Origin of the sequence: Microbacterium kribbense (assembly GCF_039537285.1) — a bacterium.
In the GTDB taxonomy this organism is placed as follows: Bacteria; Actinomycetota; Actinomycetes; order Actinomycetales; family Microbacteriaceae; genus Microbacterium; species Microbacterium kribbense.
The window spans coordinates 474,846-495,468 of record NZ_BAABAF010000001.1 but is presented as its reverse complement, the minus strand read 5'-3'; the positions used below and the strand labels follow the sequence as shown (position 1 = coordinate 495,468).

General features: G+C 67.7%; 19 protein-coding genes. 10 read left to right on the top strand and 9 right to left on the bottom strand.

Going from position 1 to position 20,623, the window contains the following annotated elements:
* Positions 1-53 precede the first annotated feature (53 nt).
* Genes ABD705_RS02235 through ABD705_RS02215 form a run of 5 tightly spaced genes read left to right on the top strand, consistent with a single transcriptional unit; the run spans position 54 to position 3,782 of the window.
* Entirely contained in the window at positions 54-899 is an 846-nt protein-coding gene (locus ABD705_RS02235) for a transporter substrate-binding domain-containing protein (protein WP_344780069.1), read from the top strand.
* A gap of 9 nt (positions 900-908) precedes the next feature.
* On the top strand, positions 909-1,556 hold the full coding sequence (locus ABD705_RS02230) for an amino acid ABC transporter permease (RefSeq protein ID WP_344780067.1): 648 nt from the start codon (positions 909-911) through the stop codon (positions 1,554-1,556).
* 19 nt (positions 1,557-1,575) lie between these two features.
* A complete protein-coding gene (locus ABD705_RS02225) occupies positions 1,576-2,217 on the top strand; it encodes an amino acid ABC transporter permease (protein WP_344780065.1) in 642 nt (213 codons plus the stop codon).
* The gene (locus ABD705_RS02220) at positions 2,214-2,984 is read left to right on the top strand and encodes an amino acid ABC transporter ATP-binding protein (protein WP_344780063.1); all 771 of its coding nucleotides are present in this window, start codon (positions 2,214-2,216) and stop codon (positions 2,982-2,984) included. The genes ABD705_RS02225 and ABD705_RS02220 overlap by 4 nt, the downstream gene beginning before the upstream one ends.
* A gap of 12 nt (positions 2,985-2,996) precedes the next feature.
* Complete coding sequence (locus ABD705_RS02215; protein ID WP_344780061.1) at positions 2,997-3,782, top strand: IclR family transcriptional regulator; 786 nt, start codon at positions 2,997-2,999, stop codon at positions 3,780-3,782.
* A gap of 110 nt (positions 3,783-3,892) precedes the next feature.
* Here ABD705_RS02215 and ABD705_RS02210 read toward each other — a convergent pair whose 3' ends face one another.
* The 6 genes from ABD705_RS02210 to ABD705_RS02185 form a co-directional block, all read right to left on the bottom strand.
* Positions 3,893-5,218, bottom strand: coding sequence for an enolase C-terminal domain-like protein (locus ABD705_RS02210; protein ID WP_344780059.1), 1,326 nt, complete (start codon positions 5,216-5,218; stop codon positions 3,893-3,895).
* Positions 5,215-6,801, bottom strand: a complete 1,587-nt coding sequence (locus ABD705_RS02205) for an aldehyde dehydrogenase (NADP(+)) (RefSeq protein ID WP_344780056.1) — start codon at positions 6,799-6,801, stop codon at positions 5,215-5,217. Before ABD705_RS02205 ends, ABD705_RS02210 begins: the two co-directional genes overlap by 4 nt.
* Positions 6,798-7,748, bottom strand: a complete 951-nt coding sequence (locus ABD705_RS02200) for a 5-dehydro-4-deoxyglucarate dehydratase (RefSeq protein WP_344780054.1) — start codon at positions 7,746-7,748, stop codon at positions 6,798-6,800. Before ABD705_RS02200 ends, ABD705_RS02205 begins: the two co-directional genes overlap by 4 nt.
* Positions 7,749-7,909: 161 nt before the next feature.
* Entirely contained in the window at positions 7,910-8,560 is a 651-nt protein-coding gene (locus ABD705_RS02195) for a FadR/GntR family transcriptional regulator (RefSeq protein WP_344780052.1), read from the bottom strand.
* A gap of 34 nt (positions 8,561-8,594) precedes the next feature.
* A complete protein-coding gene (locus ABD705_RS02190) occupies positions 8,595-9,725 on the bottom strand; it encodes an L-talarate/galactarate dehydratase (RefSeq protein ID WP_344780049.1) in 1,131 nt (376 codons plus the stop codon).
* 54 nt (positions 9,726-9,779) lie between these two features.
* The gene (locus tag ABD705_RS02185) at positions 9,780-10,670 is read right to left on the bottom strand and encodes a LysR family transcriptional regulator (protein WP_344780047.1); all 891 of its coding nucleotides are present in this window, start codon (positions 10,668-10,670) and stop codon (positions 9,780-9,782) included.
* Positions 10,671-10,813: 143 nt separating this feature from the next.
* Between ABD705_RS02185 and ABD705_RS02180 the strand changes: the two genes are divergently transcribed.
* The 3 genes from ABD705_RS02180 (at position 10,814) to ABD705_RS02170 (ending at position 13,946) form a co-directional block, all read left to right on the top strand.
* Complete coding sequence (locus tag ABD705_RS02180; RefSeq protein WP_344780045.1) at positions 10,814-11,812, top strand: tripartite tricarboxylate transporter substrate binding protein; 999 nt, start codon at positions 10,814-10,816, stop codon at positions 11,810-11,812.
* Positions 11,813-11,876: 64 nt separating this feature from the next.
* Positions 11,877-12,386: a tripartite tricarboxylate transporter TctB family protein gene (locus tag ABD705_RS02175; protein ID WP_344780043.1), complete on the top strand. Its 510-nt coding sequence runs from the start codon at positions 11,877-11,879 to the stop codon at positions 12,384-12,386.
* 18 nt (positions 12,387-12,404) lie between these two features.
* Positions 12,405-13,946 (top strand): tripartite tricarboxylate transporter permease, encoded by a 1,542-nt coding sequence (locus tag ABD705_RS02170; protein WP_344780041.1) that lies wholly within the window; start codon positions 12,405-12,407, stop codon positions 13,944-13,946.
* Positions 13,947-14,101: 155 nt separating this feature from the next.
* Here ABD705_RS02170 and ABD705_RS02165 read toward each other — a convergent pair whose 3' ends face one another.
* From ABD705_RS02165 to ABD705_RS02155, 3 genes are all read right to left on the bottom strand, one after another.
* On the bottom strand, positions 14,102-15,733 hold the full coding sequence (locus tag ABD705_RS02165) for an amidohydrolase (RefSeq protein ID WP_344780039.1): 1,632 nt from the start codon (positions 15,731-15,733) through the stop codon (positions 14,102-14,104).
* Between the two features lie 134 nt (positions 15,734-15,867).
* The gene (locus ABD705_RS02160; protein ID WP_344780037.1) at positions 15,868-17,478 is read right to left on the bottom strand and encodes an FAD-dependent monooxygenase; all 1,611 of its coding nucleotides are present in this window, start codon (positions 17,476-17,478) and stop codon (positions 15,868-15,870) included.
* 60 nt (positions 17,479-17,538) lie between these two features.
* Entirely contained in the window at positions 17,539-18,138 is a 600-nt protein-coding gene (locus tag ABD705_RS02155) for an isochorismatase family protein (protein ID WP_344780035.1), read from the bottom strand.
* Between the two features lie 300 nt (positions 18,139-18,438).
* Between ABD705_RS02155 and ABD705_RS02150 the strand changes: the two genes are divergently transcribed.
* Positions 18,439-19,371, top strand: coding sequence for an NAD(P)-dependent oxidoreductase (locus ABD705_RS02150; RefSeq protein ID WP_344780033.1), 933 nt, complete (start codon positions 18,439-18,441; stop codon positions 19,369-19,371).
* A complete protein-coding gene (locus ABD705_RS02145) occupies positions 19,372-20,610 on the top strand; it encodes a M24 family metallopeptidase (protein ID WP_344780031.1) in 1,239 nt (412 codons plus the stop codon).
* Positions 20,611-20,623: the final 13 nt, after the last annotated feature.

Sequence of the window (20,623 nt, the reverse complement as noted above, 5' to 3'; positions counted from 1 at the left end):
GACTGTTTCTTGTGACGTGACAGTCACTCTCTTATTGTGAGAAGGAGTCATCGATGAAGATCAGACGCAAGACCGGACTCTCACTGCTGGCCCTGACCCTCGCCGTCGTCCCGCTGACGCTCACCGCGTGCACGGCAGACGGCGGCGGCAGCAGCGCCGCAGCGGGGGCAAGCACCTCCAACACCCTCCAGCAGGTCATCAAACGCGGCACGTTGCGCGTGGCCGTGCTCCCCGACTTCCCGCCCAGCAGCGTGAAGCAGCCAGACGGCAAGATCGTCGGATACGAGCCGGACATCGCCGCAGCGCTGGCGAAATCCCTCGGCGTCACACTCGATCTGGTCTCGATCGACGGAACCGCCCGGCTGTCCGTCATGCAGTCCAAGCGGGCAGACGTCAACATCTCGTCGTACACCGCGACCAACCAGCGCGCCCAGCAGGTCGCGTTCACGATCCCCTACAAGGCGCAGGGCGCGGGCGTCCTGTTCCGCAAGAGCAACCCGATCACGAGCCTCAAGGATCTGGACGGCAAGACGGTCGCGGTGGCCCGGGGCAGCACAAACGACACGATCATCACGAACAACTTCCCCAAGGCCAAGCCGGTTCGGTTCGACAACATCGCCGATGCGCTCCAGGCCCTGAAGTCGGGCAAGACGGATGCCGCGATGGAGGAGTCGACGACCGTCAAGGACATCACCAAGAAGAATCCTGATCTGGCGACGCTGAACATCCCGCCGATCGATCCGGATCTCATCTCGATGGGCGTCCTGCCCGACCAGCAGATCTGGCTGAACTATCTGAACAACTTCATCCGCAACCTGATCGCCTCCGGTCAGGACGCGCAGCTGTATCAGAAGTGGTTCCACGAGGATCTGCCGGCGATCATCACCAACCAGCCCTGACCCGTCACGATGAACTTCGCGATCGCCGCCACCTATCTGCCGCAGATGCTGAGCGCGCTCGGCATGAGCGTGCTCATCGCGGTGGTCGGGTTCATCGCGGGGTCCCTCCTGGGCGTGCCGCTCGCGGTCGCGAAGTCGGGCCGGAACCCGGTTGCCAGCTGGGCCAGCAGGATCTACATCGAGATATTCCGCAACACCCCCCTACTGGTCCAGCTGTACCTGTTCTTCTTCGGGCTCGGACAGCTCGGCATCAACCTCGACCCGTTCACATCGGCGCTGCTCGGGCTGACGCTGAACAACGCCGCATACACTGCGGAGATCTTCCGCGCCGGGCTCGAATCGGTCCCGGTCGGCCTCCACGAAGCGGCGGCCGTGCTGGGCCTGTCGAAGTGGCAGACGCTTGTGCACGTGTCGCTCAAGCCGGCTCTGCGCAACGTCTTGCCGGCGCTGACCAACCAGTTCATCGTGCTGTTCCTGTTCTCCTCGGTCGCGTCGGTGATCTCGCTGAACGAGCTGACCAACGAGGTGAACCAGCTGGTGTCGCAGACGCAGTTGACGATCGAGCTGTTCGCCTTCGCCGCCGCCATGTACTACGTCGTCTCGGCGATCCTGGCGGGGGCATCGCGACTGGCCGAGCGAACGCTGTTCCGCTGGTGACCGGGAAGGGAGAGGACACATGTCAGACGTGCTGAGCTTCATGCCCGCTCTGCTCGCCGGGCTCGTGCTGACGGTGGTCCTCGTGGTCGCGTCGGCGATCATCGGCACGATCGTCGGGCTGGTGCTGGGTGTCGCCGCGACCTCACCGTTGCGCGTGGCGCGCTGGATCAGCAACATCTACACGAACGTCATCCGCGGCATTCCGCCGCTGATCATCTTGTTCTTCATGTACTTCGCCCTGCCCCTGGTGCTGCCGGCGCTGACCCTGTCGGCCATCACGACCGGGATCATCGGCCTGTCGATCTACGCGGCGGCATACATCGCCGAGATCTTCCGCGGCAGCATCCTCGCGATCCCACAGGGGCAGTCCGAGGCGGCGGACGTCCTGGCGATGGGCTACTTCACCAAGATGCGCCACGTGATCCTGCCGCAGGCGCTGAAGATAGCGATGCCGTCGGCGATCGGCTTCCTCATCTCGCTGGTGAAGGCATCATCGCTGGCGTCGGTGATCGGCGTGACCGAGCTCACGTCGGAGGGCCATATCGTGAGCACCATCAACAACGAACCGCTGACGGTGTTCCTCATCGTGGCGGCCCTCTACTTCGTGATCTCGTACCCGCTCGCGCTGCTCGGCCGCCACTTCGAAAGGAGGCTCGCATGAACAACGAGCCGATCGTGCCCGCACCGGCGGGCGAGCAGGGACTTGCGATATCGGTTCGCGCGCTGCACAAGTCGTTCAAATCGGTCGAGGTGCTGAAGGGGATCGACTTCGACGTCCGGCAGAACGAGGTCGTGTGCGTGATCGGCCCGTCCGGCTCGGGCAAGAGCACGCTGCTGCGCTGCCTGAACGGCCTCGAGACCTTCGATTCCGGATCCGTGACGGTGCTCGGCCATCACATCGGCGAATCGCGCACCGATCTGCGCGCGGCGCGCGAGCAGATGGGCATGGTGTTCCAGTCGTTCAACGTGTTCCCCCATCTGAAGGTGATCGACAACATCATGCTGGCGCCGCGCAAGGTCAAGAAGGTGGGCACCGCGCAGGCGAAGGCCGCGGCCGAGCGGCTGCTGGCGAAGGTCAAGCTCGAAGGGCGCGGCGACGCGTTCCCCCGGCAGCTGTCCGGAGGGCAGCAGCAGCGGGTGGCGATCGCTCGCGCGCTGGCGATGGACCCCGAGCTCATGCTCTTCGACGAGCCGACCTCCGCGCTCGACCCCGAGACCATCGGCGAAGTGCTCGCCGTGATGCGCGACCTGGCGCTGGCGGGCATGACGATGGTGATCGTCACGCACGAGATCGGGTTCGCGCGCGAAGTGTCGGACCGCGTCGTCTTCATGGATGACGGGGGGATCGTCGAGCAGGGCACTCCGACGCAGGTGCTGGAGCATCCCCAGCATGATCGCACCCGGGCGTTCTTGGATAAGGTTCTTTGAGGCTATGACGCGATGACTGAACTGACTGCGCTGCCGGTGAATGGCCGCCGCAACATGCTGGACAAGGCACTGGACCTGCTGCACGCCGTATCGGTGGATGCCGCGGGCCGGCAGGCGACCGAACTCGCCGACGAGTGCGGCGTGCCGTTGAGCACCGCCTACCGGCTGCTCACGTCGCTGACGCAGCGCGGCTACACCGTGCTGGACAAGCGCACGCGGCGCTACACGCTGGGCCTGGAGACGTTCGTGCTGGGCCAGACCGTGGCCCAGGCGCGGGGACTGACGGGCGTCGCGCGCCCGATTCTCGAAGACCTGGCGGCCGAGACCGGCGAGGCGACGCTGATGGCGGTGCTCAGCGGCACCCACCAGCTCTACGTGCACTATGTGCGCGGCCCGCATTCGGTCAGTGTCACCGGCAGCCCCGGCACACTCGGCCCGCTGCATTGCACGGCGCAGGGCAAGGTGCTCGTGGCGATGAGCTCTGAGAAGACGCAGCGCCACCTCGTCGACACGCTCGAGCTGACCGCGTTCACGGCCAAGAGCATCACCGACCGGGCGGAGTTCCGCCGCGAACTGACGAAGGTCGCGCAGCAGGGCTGGGCCGTCGCCGACGAAGAGCACGAAGTGGGCATCCGTGCCATCGCCGCGCCGGTGATGCGCGAACCCGTCCCACTCGCGCGTGCCGCGATCTCGATCGCGGCACCGGCGTTCCGGGCGACGGTCGACACGCTGCACCGGTGGCTGCCGGCGCTGCAGGATGCCGCGCAGCGGATCTCGCTCGTGATGCCCATGGAGTGAGGCGTTCCTCTTCGAGATCCTGCGTCGGTTCCGCGCCGACCCTGATGCGGAACCCGCCGTCGTCGGGTCGCACCGCAAGCCCGAGGCCGCGCTGGTGCCGGCACGTGCGATCAGCGCACCAGGCAGGGACGCTTCGGGTCGAACGTCCAGTTCTCCACGAGGTACTGCATGGCCGCCGCGTCGTCCCGCTGCCCGAGGCCATGCTCAAGGTACAGCTCGTGCGCCGCGGCGAGCCGCTCGCGGTTCAGTGTCACTCCGAGGCCGGGTGCGGTCGGCACTTGCACCGCACCGCCCGAGATCTGCGGCGCCTTCACCGTCAAGTCCTGGCCATCCTGCCAGATCCAGTGCGTATCCAGCGCGGTGATCTCGCCGGGCGCGGCCGCCCCGACGTGTGTGAACATCGCGAGTGAGATGTCGAAGTGGTTGTTCGAGTGCGAGCCCCAGGTCAGCCCGAAGTCGCGACACAGCTGAGCCACGCGCACGCTGCCGGCCATCGTCCAGAAGTGCGGGTCGGCCAACGGGATGTCGACTGCGTTGGTGCGCACGGCATGCGCCATCTCGCGCCAGTCGGTGGCGATCATGTTCGTGGCCGTCGGAAGGCCGGTGCGGCGGCGGAACTCGCTCATGATCTCGCGGGCCGAGAACTTGCCCTCCGCTCCGCACGGATCTTCCGCGTAGGCGAGCACACCGCGGAGGCGCTTGCCGACCCGTACAGCCTCTTCGAGCAGCCAGCCGCCGTTGGGGTCGAGCGTGATCCGCGCGTCGGGGAACCGCGCCGCCAGGGCCTCGATCGCGTCGGCCTCTTCGTCGCCCGCGAACACACCGCCCTTGAGCTTGAAGTCGGTGAAGCCGTAGCGCTCAGTGGCGGCCTCGGCCAGTCGCACGATGCCGGCCGGGTCCAGAGCCTTCTCGCGGCGCACGCGCTGCCACGCGTCGCCGCCGTGCGGCTCGCGCAGGTAGGGCAGGTCAGTGGCGTCGGGGTCGCCCACGTAGAAGAGGTAGCCGAGCATGGGCACGCTCTGACGCTGCTGGCCGTCGCCCAGCAGCTCGGCCACCGGTACGCCGAGGTACTGGCCGTGCAGGTCCAGAAGGGCGGCCTCCAGCCCGGTGACGGCGTGGATCGTCGTGCGCAGGTCGAAGGTCTGCTGGCCGCGGCCGCCGGCATCCCGATCGGCGAATCGGTCGGCGACCTGACGCAGCAGCGAGCGGTACCTGGCGACCGGCTCGCCCACCAGCATTCCGCCCGCCTCTTCGACCGTCGCGCGGATCGGCTCACCGCCCGGTACTTCGCCGATGCCCTCACGGCCCTCGGAATCGGTGACGATCACGACGTTGCGAGTGAAGAACGGACCGTGGGCGCCCGAAAGGTTCAACAGCATCGAGTCATGACCGGCGACCGGCACGACCTCGACGCGGGCGATCGTGGGCGAGGTCATCGGGCCCCTTCGATCTGTCCGTCGACCAGCCGCGGCACACCCCACGGGTTGGCCTGCTTGACGGGCTCGGGCAGCAGTGCCTCCGGCAGGTTCTGATAGGCGACCGGGCGCAGGAAGCGCTCGATCGACAGCGAGCCGACGCTCGTGGTGCGCGAGTCGCTCGTCGATGGGAATGGGCCGCCGTGCACCATCGCGTGTCCCACCTCGACGCCGGTCGGCCAACCGTTGGCCAGGATGCGCCCGACCTTGCGCTCGAGCACCGGGATGAGTGCCGCGGCCTGCGCGACATCGTCCTCGGTGAGATGCAGCGTCGCGGTCAACTGCCCCTCAAGGCGTTCGGCTGCGGCGGGCAGGTCGGCCACATCGTCATAGCGCACGATCAGCGAGGCGGCACCGAAGATCTCTGCGTGCAGCACGTCGTTCGAGACGAACGACTCAAGCCCGGTCGCGTGGATGACCGGCGCGGGAGCATTCGGACCCGGACCGGCCACACCGCGGGCCGCGACTTCGGCGTGCTCGTCGCGGGTGGCCACGCCGTCACGCCAGGCGCCGGCGATCGAGGGCGAGAGCATTGTCTGGCCGACGGCCGCGGTGATCGCCTCGCCGACGGCGGCGACGAACGCGTCGCCGCGTTCGCCGGCGGGCACGAAGACACTGCCGGGCTGTGTGCACAGCTGGCCGCTGGAACCCACGGCGCTGGCGACGTATCCGGCGGCGAGGTCGCTCACGTCACCTGCCAGGGCCCCGGGAAGGATGAATACGGGGTTGACGGAGCTCATCTCGGCGTAGACGGGGATCGGCACCGGGCGCGCGGCCGCGGCCGCGACGAGCGAGAGACCGCCGAGACGTGAGCCGGTGAAGCCGACCGCCTGGATGGCCGGGTCGGTCACCAGGGCCTGCCCCACCGTGCGACCGGGGCCGAAGATGGCCGAGAACACGCCGGGATGCAGGTCATGCGAGCGCACTGCCCGGGTGATCGCGGCGGCAACGATCTCACTGGTGCCGGGGTGCGAGCTGTGCGCCTTGAACACGACGGGGCAGCCGGCGGCCAGCGCCGAGGCGGTGTCGCCGCCGGCGGTCGAGAAGGCCAGCGGGAAGTTGGATGCCCCGAAGACAGCGACCGGCCCCAGGGCGACCTTGCGCTGGCGGATGTCCAGGCGCGGGGCGGGGGTGCGCTCGGGGCGGGCGGGGTCGAGGCGCACGCCGCGGAACAGACCGCTGCGCACGACGCCGGCGAACATGCGCAGCTGCCCGGTCGTGCGAGCAACCTCGCCCGTCAGGCGCACCGCGGTAAGCCCGGTCTCTTGCGCGGCGCGTTCGACCACCAGGTCGCGCACTCCGTCGATCTCATCGGCCACGCTTTCGAGGAACGCAGCGTGCCGCTCAGGCGGGAGCGACGAAAACGAGGTGAATGCGGCAGCGGCGGCAGCGGTCGCCTCACGCAACTGGTCGACGTCGATCTGCGAGTAGGCGGGCTCCAGCGGCTCGCCGGTGGCGGGAGCGATTGCACGGAACTCGGCGCCGGTGCCGGCGACGGGGCGACCGGCGATCAGGGAGTGGCCGGTCAGCTCGAAGGTGATCATGCCAGGACCTTCTCGTGATCTGCGGCCGGGGCGACGCCTGCCTCAGCGATCAGCGCCTTCAGGTCCTCCAGGTCCTGGGCTCCCAGGTCGTGAAGCGGCGGCCGCACCGGGCCGACCGGGCGCCCGATGGCCTGCAACCCGCCCTTGACGATCGAGACTCCGAAGCCCTTGCCGCGGTCACGGATCTCGAGGTACGGCAGCACGAATCGCTTGAGTTTTTCGACGACGGCCGTGCGGTCCTGCGCACGCACGTCGCGGTAGAACTCGAGCGCGAACTCAGGGACGAAGTTGAACATCGCCGACGAATACGTGCTCATTCCCATCTGCAGCAGCGGCAGGGCGTAGGTCTCCGCGGTGGGCAGACCACCCAGGTAGAACAGGCGGTCGCCGGCCTTGGCTGTCACCTTCGCGAGCTGCTCGATATTGCCCAAGGCATCCTTGAACCCGATGAAGTTCTCGTAGCGGTCGGCCAGCGTGACGACCGTGTCGGCCGAGTACACGGCGTTGGCGCGGTTGTAGACGATCAGAGGCAGGCGGGTCGCCTCGGCGACGGCGCCGACATGGGCGATCAGGCCTTGCTGAGAGCACTCGGTCAAGTACGGCGGCATCACCAGCACGCCCTCGGCGCCGGCTGCCTCGGCCGCCTGCGCGTTGGCGACGGCATTCTTGGTCCAGCCGCCCACCGATCCCAGCACCGGAACCTCGGGGCGCGACGCAGCGACGGCCGCGCGCACGACCCGCGCGTTCTCTTCCGGGGTCAGGCTGAAGCCTTCGCCGGTGCCGCCTGCGGCGAACAGCCCGGCCACGTCGTAGCGCGCCTGCCATGCGACATGGTCGCGGTAGGTGGGCTCGTCGAATTCGAAGTCGGGCGTGAAGGCTGTCGCGGGAAAGGACAGCAGCCCCCCCTTCAGGTGCTCAGCGAGTTCCGCGGGGGTGAAGTTGGTCACCGTGCACTCCTTCTTACTGTGTTCGTTCTACCGCTCACGCTACGGCGTCATCCATTCCCAAACAAACCGATTTTTATATAGTTCAATACCCTATGAGCATCACAGAACGCCCGCCCGCGCGCTCGTGATTCGGACCCGTCGTTCACGCATTGCACCCGTGGTCATGGCCGGCCGGTGCCCAGTCGCGTAACCGAGGCGAACAGGTGCGCGCGCATGGCGGCTGCCGCAGCCACCGGGTCTCGGCCTCGGATGGCATCGGCCACTGCGGCGTGTTCGGCCGCGACGATGGAAATGCCGTCACCGCGACGCTCGGCTGAGGCGATGCGCGACGCTGGAACCACGATTGCGCGTGCGCCGATGCGGTCCACCGCCTCGACGATGAACCGATTGCCGGATGCCGCCGCCACCGCCTGGTGGAACGCAAAGTCCGCCTCGACCGTATCGGCAGGCAGGACGGCAGGAAGAAACTGGTCGATGGCGTCGTCGATCTCGGCCAGCTGGGACTCGGTGCGTGTCCGGGCAGCCAGTGCCGCCGCCTCCTGCTCAATCGCGGTACGGAAAGTGTGCAGCTCTGCGCGCTCAGCAGGGCCGCGCGCCGACAGCCAGTCGTCGCCCTCGGACAGGGACGGAGGTGTGAGCGCATAACTGCCGGCTCCCGTGCGGGTGCGCACGTAGCCCAGCGTCTGCAAGCGCTGCAGCGCCTCTCGGATCACCGGGCGACTCGCACGGAATTCGATCGCGAGCTCAGCCTCACTGGGCAGGCGCTCTCCCGGGGCGATCTCACCACGGATGATGCGGTCGGACAGCAGCACTGCGATCGTCTCACCGCGTGACGGGCGCATCCGTTCACGCTCCGATCGTGACGCGTTCCGTGGTCCAGGCGCGAGCCTGCCCACTGAACGTGATACCCAGGCCGGGGCGATCCGGCACGAACATCCGGCCATCGCGCGTTTCGAGGCGCTCGTCGAACAGCGGATCCAGCCAGTCGAAGTGCTCCACCCAAGGCTCACGCGGGTAGCACGCGGCGAGGTGGAGGTGGATCTGCATGGCGAAGTGCGGAGCCAGACCCAACCCCGCCCGGTCGGCGAGCATCATCAGGCGCAGAAACTGCGTGATGCCGCCGATGCGGGGGGCATCGGGCTGGATGATGTCGCACGAATGGGCCGCGATGAGGCGCTCGTGTTCGGCTACTGAGGTGAGCATCTCGCCCGTGGCGATCGGGGTGTCGAGAGCGCGCGCCAGTTCGGCATGGCCATGCGCGTCATAGGCGTCGAGCGGCTCCTCGATCCAGACCAGATCGAACTCTTCGAGCCGACGCCCCATTCTCAGCGCCGTCGGGCGATCCCATTGCTGATTCGCATCAACCATCAGCGGCACCTCGGTGCCGATGTGATCGCGCACGGCACGCACGCGTCGGAGATCCTCGGCACCGTCCGGCAGCCCGACTTTGATCTTGATGCCGCCGATGCCTTCGCGAAGCGACTGCGTCGCCCGATCCAGCACCTCGTCGATAGACGCGTTGAGGAAGCCTCCGGAGGTGTTGTAGGTGCGCACCGAGTCTCGGTGTGCACCGAGCAGTTTCGACAGCGGCAGGCCGGCACGCTTTGCCTTCAGGTCGTACAGCGCGACATCGATCGCGGCCAGTGCCTGCGTCGCCACGCCGGAGCGGCCGACGGATGCGCCGGCCCACAGCAGCTTCGTGTAGAGCTTGTCGATGTCGTTCGGGTCTTCCCCGATCACGACACCCGCGACCTCCTTCGCGTGCGCATATTGGGCGGGGCCTCCCCCGCGCTTGGAGTAGCTGAACCCATGACCTGTGAATCCCTGCGCCGTGGCGATCTCGGCGATCAGGAACACCACTTCGGTCATCGGCTTCTGTCTGCCGGTGAACACCTTGGCATCTGAGATGGGCACGGGCAGCGGTAACCGCAAGGTAGACAGTTCGATCGATCTGATCGTGTCTGGTGTGTAGTCCATCGGTCTCCTTCGTGAGTGCTCCCGAGAACATATCAGACATGTGACAAATCTGTCTTACAGCACCTCGGATGCCGCGTGAATGACACTCAGGGCCCGGTGCAGAGCCGGGTTGGTACTGGCACGGTTCCAGATCGCGTCCAGCTCGACGATGCCTTCGGCGGCCGGGCCCAGCGGAATGTACGTCACGCCCTTGATGCCCAGCACCCGAGCCGAGGCCGGCACGAATGAGATGCCGCGTCGGGCGGCGACCAGGGTCACGATCGTGGCGATCTGGCTGACGGTGTGCACCACGCGGGCGTGGTCGATGGGCAGCACGCGGACGGCGAGATCGTAGAAATACCAGGCCTTGCCCGAGTCCGGCAGAATCAGCGCCTGGGCGCCCAGCTGCGCCGCCGTCGGCGGTTCCCCGGCGTCGGCGAGGGGATGCCCCGTGGGCACGACCAGCATGAGGTCTTCGGTGAACAGGCGCCGGACGCCGAACACGGCCGGGTCGAACGGCGGCCGGGCGATGCCCAGATCGAGCGTGCCCGAGATCACGCCGTCACGCTGGTTCTGGGTGACCAGCTCTTCGAGCTCGACCTGCACCCCCGGCAACTGCTCGTCGATTCGGGTCAGCAGCGTGCCCAGCACGCTGTAGGTCGATGCGGCGGTGAAGCCGATGCGCAGCACGCCGCTGCTGCCCGCGGCGATCTCACGGGCGGTCTCGGGGGCGCGCTCGGCACTGGCCAGGATGCTGCGCGCCTCACGCAGAAAGGCGCGTCCGGCTTCGGTGAGGGCGACGCGGCGGTTGTCCCGCTCGAGCAGCACGACGCCGACGTGTTCTTCCAGTCGCTGGATCTGCCGGCTCAGGGGAGGCTGCGTCATCCGCAGCACCTCGGCAGCGCGACCGAAGTGCAGTTCTTCGGCGACGGCGGTGAAGCAGCGCAGCTGGTCAAGTGTGAACATGATGCCGTGAAGGTATCACACGATATGCTTTATGGCTTGGACGTGCATGCATGGCCGTCTTTATCGTGGACGACAGCACTACGAAGCTGTGGCTGCTGCGGCGCGACCAACGGCAGCGGAGCCCCCGTCCGAAAGGGAATGACATGACCGTGAAGAGATTTGCCGCCCTCGGCATACTGTTGGCCGCCGGAGCGCTGGCCCTGTCCGCGTGCGGCGGAAACGTCGGCGGGGGCGGTGGTGACGCAGCGCAAGGTGACGCCTTCCCGTCCGGCGACATCACGTTCACCGTCGGCCAGTCCGCCGGCGGTTCGACCGACTTGATCGCCCGCTCCGTGGCATCGGGTCTCTCGGACCAGCTGAAGGTGGCCGTGCCCGTCGTCAACAAGCCGGGTGCGAACGGCGCAGTGGCCACCGCCGAGGTGGCGGGCATGAAGCCCGACGGCTACAACCTCGTGCTGTTGAACGCTTCGCTGATCACCATCACCAACCTCACCCTCCCCGAGAAGGAACAGGTCAAGCTCGAAGACCTCACCGTGCTCAAGGGACTCTCGCAGGACGACTACGTGCTGGTGGCCAGCAAGGACTCGGGGATCAAGAGCTTCGATGGCCTGAAGGGCATCGACAAGCTTTCCTACGGCACGACGGGGGTGGGCACCGGCTCGCAGCTGGCGCAGGCGATCCTGTTCTCCGAGGCGGGCATCAACGGCCAGGACGTGCCCTTCGACTCGGGCTCGCCCGCACTGACTGCCGTGATGGGCGATCAGGTGCAGGTCGCGACGATCCAGTTGGGTGAGGCGAAGCCCCAGATCGATGCCGGCACGGTGACACCGCTGGTCGTCTTCTCGGCCGAGCGCAACCCGTTCTTGAAGGACGTGCCCACGGCCGTCGAGCTGGGCTTCGACGTGCCGGTCTCGCAGTTCCGTGCCGTGGCAGCGCCCAAGGGCCTGCCGCAGAATGTGAAGGATGCTCTGGTCAAGGCCATCGACACGGCGCTGGCTTCCGACACCTACAAGAAGTTCAACGAGGGCAACCTGCTCACGCCGCACGAGATCTCGGGCGATGAGGTCGTCACCGAGTGGAACGCACTCGCCCAGAAGTACGCGGGGCTCGTGCAGAAGTACGACATCAAGCTCAGCAAGTGACCCGCGGGGGCGCGTGGCCGGCCACGGCTGCGCGCCCCGCATCCCCCCGGTGAAGGAGTCGGTCATGACCGAACAGACACCGTCAGCGCCTCCCGCCGAGGACACGACGCCGATTCCGATCGATGACACCGCGCCCCCGTCCGGACCGATCGCGAATCTGGTCGCGTCGTTGGCGGCGGCCACCGTGGGAACCGTCGGTGTCGTGTTCGCGATCGGGTTCGGCGTAGGCTCTCCCAGCCAGCCCGGCCCCGGCCTGTGGCCGCTGATCGTCTCGATCACCATCGTCGTGCTGTCGCTCGTGCAGATCGTCGTCGGACGCCGTGCCGGTGACGGCGAGGTCTTCGTCCGCGCATCGTGGATGGCGCTGGCGGGCCTGGTCACCCTCATTCTGTACGTGGCGGCCATGCCGCACGTGGGCTTCGAGATCCCCACCGCCGTGATGACGTTCATCTGGCTTCGGCTGTTGGGCAAGGAATCGTGGCTGTCGACTGTCATCGGCACCGTCGCGATCGTCGTCGCCTTCTACCTGATCTTCGTCGTCGCGTTGCAGACGTCGATTCCCCACTTATTCTGACGAGGCGAAGAGACACCCATGGATTTTCAACCGGTCATCGAAGGCTTCGCCACCGTTTTCGAGCCCACCAACCTGCTGTACTGCCTGATCGGCGTGGTCGTCGGCATGCTCGTCGGCGTGCTGCCAGGCCTGGGCCCTGCGGCCACCATCGCCATCCTCCTGCCGGTGACGTTCGGCATTGAGCCGGTCACCGCCATCATCATGCTCGCCGGCATCTTCTACGGCGCCCAGTACGGCGGAACCATCACCTCGGTGCTGTTGAGATTGCCCGGAGAGGCCAGTTCGGTGGTCACCGTCTTCGACGGGTACGCCTTGGCCAAACGCGGCAAGGCGGGAACGGCGCTGGGCATCGCGGCCATCGGCTCGTTCATCGGCGGCACCGTCTCGATCTTCGGCCTGACCCTGTTCGCGCCGCTGGTGGCCGGATGGGCCCTCAAGTTCGGTCCCGCAGAATATGCGGCGCTGGCCCTTCTGGGCATTCTGCTCGTCGCCACCATCTCCAGCGGTTCGAAGCTGAAGGCGGTGATCGCCGCGGCGGTCGGACTGCTGCTGGCCACCGTCGGCCGCGATCTGTTCACGGGCACGGCGCGCTTCACCTTCGACAATCTGCAGCTGATCGACGGGCTGGGCTTCGTGCCGATCGCGATGGGCCTGTTCGGCCTGGGTGAGATTCTGTACGGGCTCGAGGAGCGCCATCGGGCCGAGACGCTGACCCCCGCCGTGGTGGGCAGGAAGTGGCCCAGCCGTGCGGACCTCAAACAGTCGTCCGGGGCTTTCGGGCGCGGCTCGGTCATCGGGTTCCTGCTGGGCATCCTGCCCGGCGGCGGCGCAACGATCGCGTCGATGGCGGGCTACGCCGTCGAGAAGAAGGTCTCGAAGACGCCCGAGAAGTTCGGCCACGGCGCCGTACAGGGCGTCGCCGGCCCCGAGACCGCCAACAACGCGGCCGCGACCAGCTCGTTCATTCCGCTCCTGACTCTGGGCATCCCCGCCAACGCGACGATGGCCGTCATGTTCGGGGCGCTGCTCATCCAGGGCATCACCCCCGGCCCCCAGCTGGTCGACGAGCATCCCGACCTGTTCTGGGGCGTGGTGAACTCGATGTACGTCGGCAACATCCTGCTGCTGCTGATGGCGCTGCCCCTGGTCGGGGTGTTCGTGAAGGTGCTACAGGTGCGCGCGGCGATTCTGGCGCCGATCACGGCGCTGATCACACTGGTCGGTGCATACACGCTGAACAACTCGATCTTCGACGTCGGGGTGGTGGTGCTGTTCGGCGCCATCGGCTATGTGATGAAGAAGACCGGCTTCGACCCCGGCCCGCTCGTGCTCGCGTTCGTGCTGGGCTCGCTGCTCGAGTCGAACGTGCGACGCGCGCTGCTGCTGTTCGACGGCAACCCGGGCGGATTCTTCACCCGGCCCATCTCGGCCGTGCTGATCATCTTCATCATCGTCGCCATCACCGTGCCGATCATCCAGGCCGCGCACAAGAGGGCGCACGCGGCCAAGCGGTTCCACACGACGCCGGCGTCGCAGCACGACGAGCTCACGCGGCGCTGAGCGCGAGCCTCCCCGCGCCGCACAGGCTTCGGAGGATCGCATCGAGTTCGGATCGATCACGGCATATGCACCCAGACTCCGCGCTTTCCTCCGAAGCCTGGGCGGCGTGTCGGGCATGCGGTGCCGCGAGGGGCCGGGCACCTGACTGCGCCCGCTCAGGCCGGGTCGGTCACTTCCCCTGACGAGAAGGCGATCCGGTCGCCGACCAGGGTCAGCTCGGAGTGCAGGCCGCGGATCTCGTCCTCGGGCATCGTGAAGTAGTCATCGCTGAGCACGGCGAGGTCCGACCACCACCCCGGCCGCAGCGCGCCGCGGCGGTCCTCCTCGAACGAGAACCACGCGTTGCCGGCGGTCTGGGCGATCAGAGTGCGCTCGCGGTCGAGCAGGTGGATGCCGTCGCGCTGCGACGTCCCGTCCAGCGACCGCCCCGCGATGAACCACCAGGACGAGAGCCACGGGTTGTGTGACGAGGCGCGGGTCGCATCCGACCCGACCCCCAGGGGCAGCCCGGCCGACACGATGTCGTGCAGCGGCGGCGCGGTGTGCAGCGGCTCCGCGCCCCACACGGCCTGCGACGCCGCGGAGCGGAAGGCCAGGCGCGCGTCGACGACGACGCCGACGCCGAGCGCCTTCGCGCGGGCGATGTTGCGCGGGCTGATCCGGTCGACGTGGGCGAACGAGAAGCGCAGGCCGCCGATCGGAGTGACGCGGTCCACCGCCTCCCAGCAGTCCAGGATGATGCCGATGCTGTCGTCCATGACGGCATGGATGTGCATGGGCACCCCGTGTGCGGCGACGGTGCCGCTGATCTGCTGCAGGGTGTCGCGGGACGCATCCGTGATCTCGAAATCGTCGAGACCCTCGAAGTCGTGGCAGCCGAAATGCACGACCTCGCCGATGCCGAGCATGCGCAGCCAGTCGTCGTCGACCTCGTCGTGCAGCCCGGTCAGCCAGTCGTCCACCTGGCGCACTTCGTCGCCGGGCGTTGTCGCCGAGGCGAACAGCCGCATGCGCATGTTCAGGCCGCCGCTGCGCTGCAGCTGCCGCACCGCCGCGTAGCGGTCCTGGCTCATGCCGAAGCCGCCCGGGTCGCACACGCCGGCGAGGCCCAGTGCGGCGTAGTCGCGCACCATGGCCCGGGTTCCGGCGACCTCCTCGTCGAGCGTCGGGGTTCCCACCGCCGCCAGGAACAGGGTGAAGGCCGGCAGCCCCTGCACCACCCCGGTCGGGGCGCCATTCGCGTCCCGCTCCACCGCGTTCGCCGACAGCCCCTCGGCCGCCGCACGCAGTCCGACCGCCTCGATGGCCGCGGTGTTGGCGATGCCGACCTCGTACAGCGACTGCACGTACACCGGGTTGTCGGGCGCGGCCTGGTCGAGTTCGGCACGCGTGGGCAGCCAGGTTCCGGTGAACTGGGTCTGGTGCCAGCCGCCGATCGCGGTGACCCATCGGCCCGGGCCGACGCGGGCGGCTGCCTGCCGGATGCTGTCCAGGGCCGCATCCTTCGAGGCAAGTCCCGCCCAGTGCAGCTCCCAAGCCCAGGTCGCGCCGCCGCGGGTCGCGTGGTTGTGGCCGTCGATCAGGCCCGGCACGACGGTGCGCCCGGCCAGATCGATCTCGGTGGCGCCGGCGAACCGGTCGCGCAGCTCGCGCGTGGTGCCCAGCGCCTGCACCTTTCCGCCCGAGACGGCGATCGCCTCTTCCCGCCGGCCGGGCGGGGTGCCCGCCCCGGCCCAGATCCGCCCGTTCGTCAGCAGCGTCGTCGCGCTCTCGTCGCTGGTCATCATCGTTCGCCGCCTTCATCGCTCCTCGGCGGCGCGCACCGCGCGCCGCCGTGTGTCACCGAGAGACGACAGCGGCCGGCCTCCGCATCCGCGAATTCTAGACCGACCGTTGCCATCTCTCGTCTGCCCGTCACCGATCAGGCGGCCACCGCATCCGACACCGGCAGGCCCAGCACGGCGCGCATCGTCTGCGCCACGGTGTCGGGGTGGGCGTCGACATCCGTCACCGCACGCCACACCACGAAGCCGTCGGGTCGCACCAGCACCGCCCCGGTGGAGGTGATGCCGTATTCGTTGCAGAAGGTGTGAGTCGGGTCGGTCGACTCATCGATCGTGTAGGTCGTCAGGCCCATCGCCACCTGTTCGGCGGCCCGCGCCCCGGACTCCCGCCAGGCGGCGGCATCCGAACCGGTCAGCAGCACGAAGCCGTGTCCGAACAGGTCGATCGTCGACTTCTTCTCGCCGTCGATCACGAGGTCGTAGCTCGGCGCGCGGGTGCCGGGCTCGGCCCGCCACGAGCGCGGGCTGCCCTGCACGGCGTCGTCCTCCCCCGTCGACGCGATCGCCGACGAGTGGTACCGGTAGCCGAGATCGATGTTGTCGTCGGGCACGACCGGTTCGATGCCGTCCTTGAGCCGGGATGTCACGGCCCGCACCACGAAGCGCGAATACCCCTGCTCCACCGTGAACGCACCGACCGGGCGCCGCTCCGTCTCGTACGACGACAGCAGGTCGTCGCCGGCCGCCCCGGACAGCACCGCCGCGATCTTCCACGCCAGGTTGTGCGCGTCGTGGATGCCGGTGTTCCCGCCGTATCCGCCGTACGGGGGCATCTCATGGGCGGCGTCGCCGGCCAGGAAGATCCGGCCGTTGCGGTACTCGTCGGCGGTGATCGCGGTCGCCTCCCACTTCATGACGTTGTAGATCTCGACGGGGATGTCGGGCACGCCCAGGGCCGCCCGCACCCACTCGACGCACTTCTCGTCGGTGAGCCCGTCCCACAGGTCGGTGCGCGGGTTCTGCGGATCGCCGACCCCGTGCACGACCAGGAAGCCCGACTCGTACGGCTTCTCGATGCGGAAGAAGCCCTGCACCTCGGGGTTCACGACCATGATCACACTCAGGTTGCGCCCGCGCATCAGGTTTCCGACGTCGGCGCGGAAGTAGATCGTGATGCTCTTGGACAGCGAGCCGTGGCCGCTGCGGGTGATGCCCAGCTTCTCGCGGGTCATGCTGTGCGGACCCTCGGCGGCGATCAGGTACTTCGCCCGCACCGTCGCCTCGTCGCCGGAAGCGCGATTGCGGATCGTCGCGGTCACCCCGTCGGCATCCTGCTCGAAGTCGACCATCTCGGTGCCGTAGAGCACTTCGGAGCCGAGCTCTTCGGCACGCGCCCGCAGCACGGGTTCGACCGCGATCTGCGTCACGAAGATCCGCTCGGACGGACTCAGGTCGCGCACGCCGTCGTTGACGCGCGTCATGTACCAGGCCAGGTCCTTGCCCGCCACGGTCTCGACGGCCATGATCGCGCCGTCGGGGTCGAACTGCTGGAACGAACGCTCGCGCATGGTGTCTTCCACCCCCATGCCGCGATAGATCTCCATCGACCGCTGCAGCATCAGGGCCGCGCGGGGATGGATCGCCTCACCGGGATGCCGCTCGACGACCAGGCTCGTGACGCCTTGATCGCCGAGCAGGGCCGACGTGGTCAGGCCGACCAGGCTGCCGCCGGCAATCAGAACCGGCACGTCGTAGTTCTCTTTCATGTCTTCTACCCACTTCGTTGTGTGCCCAGCCGCAGCTGCGCTCTAGATGGAGAGCATCTTGTCGTACCGGCCGAACACTTCCGCCTTCAGCTGACCGGCCTTCGGGTTGTTCCAGTCGTGCATCCAGTGCGAGACCAGCGGCATCCAGGTCAGCGGGATGACGCCCGCCTGGTACATGCGCGCCTGACCGTAGTTGTGTGCGTCGGGCGTGGAGTCGCCGGCCGCGTCGATCAGGCCGTACACCTCGTAGCCCTCTTCGATGCCATGCAGGGCCGTGTAGGCGAAGCACATGCTCGTCCACAGCCCCGACACGATGAGCTTCTTGCGCCCGGTCGCCCGCACCGCGGCCGCGACTCCCTCGTCCTCGAAGGCGTCGAAGCTCTGGCCGGCGCGCTCGAAGACCTTCTGGCCGGGGAACTGCTCCGTCACCTCTTCGATGACGGGGCCATTGCCGCCCTCCCAGATCGAGCTCAGCACGACCGGAACGTCGAGGATGTGCGCAGCCTTGGCCGTCGCGACCAGGCTGTTGTGGATCGCGTCGCGATCGCCGGAGCCGACGCCGCCGAACAGCGAGCCCTGAAAGTCGACGAGCAGCACCACACTGTTGTCCGCGGTGATGGCGTCGAGTATCGCCTTGCTCATGTGAACTCCTTCGTCCAAATCCTGTCGCCGCAATCCCCATGGACCGCGATCGATTGCAATTATGCTCCCCCGAATGACTGCGGTCAAGCATCGATGGTGAATCTTGTCTAAAGAATCGGATGACCTCGTTGAACAGGGCTACGACCTGGTTATTCTTTGAATTGATGAGTCTGCTGGGGAATCTCCGACGTGTCGCCAGCCGTGTTCACCGCGGCACTTGACCAATCCGGCGAGGCGGAGGATGATTGCAACCGGTTGCGATTTTGTCGCAGCGAATCGGGCACGCCGAAGGAGGAGCTCATGGCTGGCACATCGACGACGATCGGATGGCTGGGCACCGGACGTATGGGTTTTCAGCTCGCACGCCGGCTGCTCGAGAAGGGGTACGACGTCACGGTGTACAACCGCACCCGGTCCAAGGCCGAGCCGCTGCAGGAATTCGGCGCGCACGTCGTGGACACCCCGGTGGAGCTGGCCGACCGCGACGTGGTCTTCTCGATGGTCTCGGCATCCAAGGATCTGCACACCGTGATGCTCGGCGAGAACGGTCTGCTCACCGGCAAAGCCGCCCCCAAGATCGTCTGCGATTCCTCGACCGTGTCGGTCGAGGCCAGCCAGGAGCTGCGCGAGGCCGCCGCGAAGGTCGGCACCGCGGTGCTGGCGACGCCGGTCAGCGGCAACCCGAAGGTCGTGGCGGCCGGCATGCTGACCGTTGCCGCCTCGGGGCCGCGCGACGCGTTCGACGAGGCCGAGCCGCTGCTGCTGGCGCTGGGCCGCGGTGCGACCTACGTCGGCGAGGGCGAGGTCGCCCGGCTCGTGAAGATCGCCCACAACGTGTTCCTCGGCGTCGTCACGCAGTCACTGGCCGAGATCACGGTGCTGGCCGAGAAGGGCGGCGTCTCACGGGCGGCGTTCCTCGACTTCTTGAACGACTCCGTGATGGGGTCGGTCTTCAGCCGCTACAAGACGCCGGCGCTCGTGAACCTCGACTTCAGACCGACGTTCACGATGCCGCTGCTGCAGAAGGACTTCGATCTCGGATTGCACGCCGGTGATGAGCTCGGCGTGCCGATGCCGATCGCCTCGGCGACCCGCCAGATCGTGGCGGCCGAGTCGGGCGCCGGCAATCGCGATACGGATTTCGCCACGCTTCTGCTGCGCGTGGCGAAGGGTGCGGGGCTCGACCTCGTGTCGGAAGACGTGGCGGTCAGCGATGGACTCGAGGTGAGGTAAATGACGACGATTCTTCAGGCACCCGGGCAGATGGGGGTCGACTACGAAGAGCGGGTCGACTTCGCACGGCTGCGCAAGTACCGGCTCGGACGGGCCCAGGCGGCGTTGGCGGCCAGCGACTGCGGCGCGTTCCTGCTGTTCGACTTCTACAACATCCGCTACACGACGCAGACCTGGATCGGCGGCGCGCTCGGTGACAAGATGATCCGCTACGCGCTGATCACCCGCGACCACGAGCCGATGCTGTGGGACTTCGGCTCGGCCGTGCGCCACCACAAGCTGTATTCACCGTGGCTGCCGACCGAGAACAACCGGCCCGGCTTCCTCGGCTTCCGCGGTGCGGTCGCGCCGGATGCCGGACTCATGCGCGACGCCGTCACCGAGATCAAGGCGATCCTGACCGAGTTCGGCGTCGCCGACGCGCCGGTGGGCCTGGACATCGTCGAGCCGCCGTTCCTGTTCGAGATGCAGCGGCAGGGCCTGAAGGTCGCCGACGCGCAGCAGCACATGCTCGACGCCCGCGTGATCAAGTCGGCCGACGAGATCATGCTCCTGAACCAGGCCGCCGCCATGGTCGACGGCGTCTACCAGGACATCGTGGAGGCGCTCAAGCCCGGCGTGCGCGAGAACGAGATCGTCGCGCTGACCAACAAGCGCCTCTACGAGCTCGGCTCCGACCAGGTCGAGGCGGTCAACGCCATCTCGGGCGAACGGTGCAACCCGCATCCGCACAACTTCACCGACCGCATCATCCGCCCCGGCGACCAGGCGTTCTTCGACATCATCCACTCGTTCAACGGCTACCGCACCTGCTATTACCGCACCTTCGGGGTCGGCAGCGCGACCCAGGTGCAGCGCGACGCCTACACGCAGGCGCGCGAGTGGATGGACGGCGCCATCGGCGGCGTGAAGGCGGGTGTCGGGTCCGACCAGATCGCCCGGCTGCTGCCCAAGGCCGAGGACTTCGGGTTCGAGAGCGAGATGGCCGCGTTCGGCCTGCAGTTCGCGCACGGGCTGGGCCTGGGCCTGCACGAGCGGCCCATCATCTCGCGCCTGAACTCGCTGGAGCATCCGGTCGAGATCCAGGTCGGCATGGTCTTCGCGATGGAGACGTACTGCCCGGCCAGCGACGGCATCTCGGCGGCACGGATCGAGGAGGAGGTCGTCGTCACGGAGGACGGCCCGCAGATCATCACGAAGTTCCCCGCGCAGGAGCTGTTCGTCGCGCACCAGTACTGACCGGCGCTGATTC